The 367-nt window shown below is 50.4% G+C and carries 1 pseudogene; it reads left to right on the top strand.

The annotated features are described in order from the left end of the window. Positions 1-113: 113 nt before the first annotated feature. Positions 114-367: pseudogene (gene ygeA, locus BRSPCE3_RS35760) on the top strand (amino acid racemase); the annotation flags it as partial.

Raw genomic sequence — 367 nt, forward strand, 5'->3', positions numbered from 1 at the left:
GTGCTGTACATCCGGCCCTTTTTTCGTTAATAGAGATCGGGCACTTGGCCGTTGAGGCGTTTGTCTCGTTCCTTATTCAGCCTTGTTGCGGTAACGCACATCAGGAGAGAGGAATGAAAACAATTGGTTTGCTGGGAGGAATGAGCTGGGAATCCACGATTCCTTACTATCGTTTGATAAATGAAGGCATTAAACAGCGGCTTGGTGGGCTTCACTCTGCGCAAGTGCTGCTACATAGCGTCGATTTTCATGAAATAGAAGAGTGCCAGCGTCGCGGGGAATGGGATAAAACCGGGGACATTCTGGCTGAGGCGGCGCTTGGCTTACAGCGGGCGGGCGCAGAAGGTATTGTGTTATGTACCAATAC

It is taken from the genome of Bradyrhizobium sp. Ce-3 (genome assembly GCF_022835695.1).
Lineage (GTDB): Bacteria > Pseudomonadota > Alphaproteobacteria > Rhizobiales > Xanthobacteraceae > Bradyrhizobium.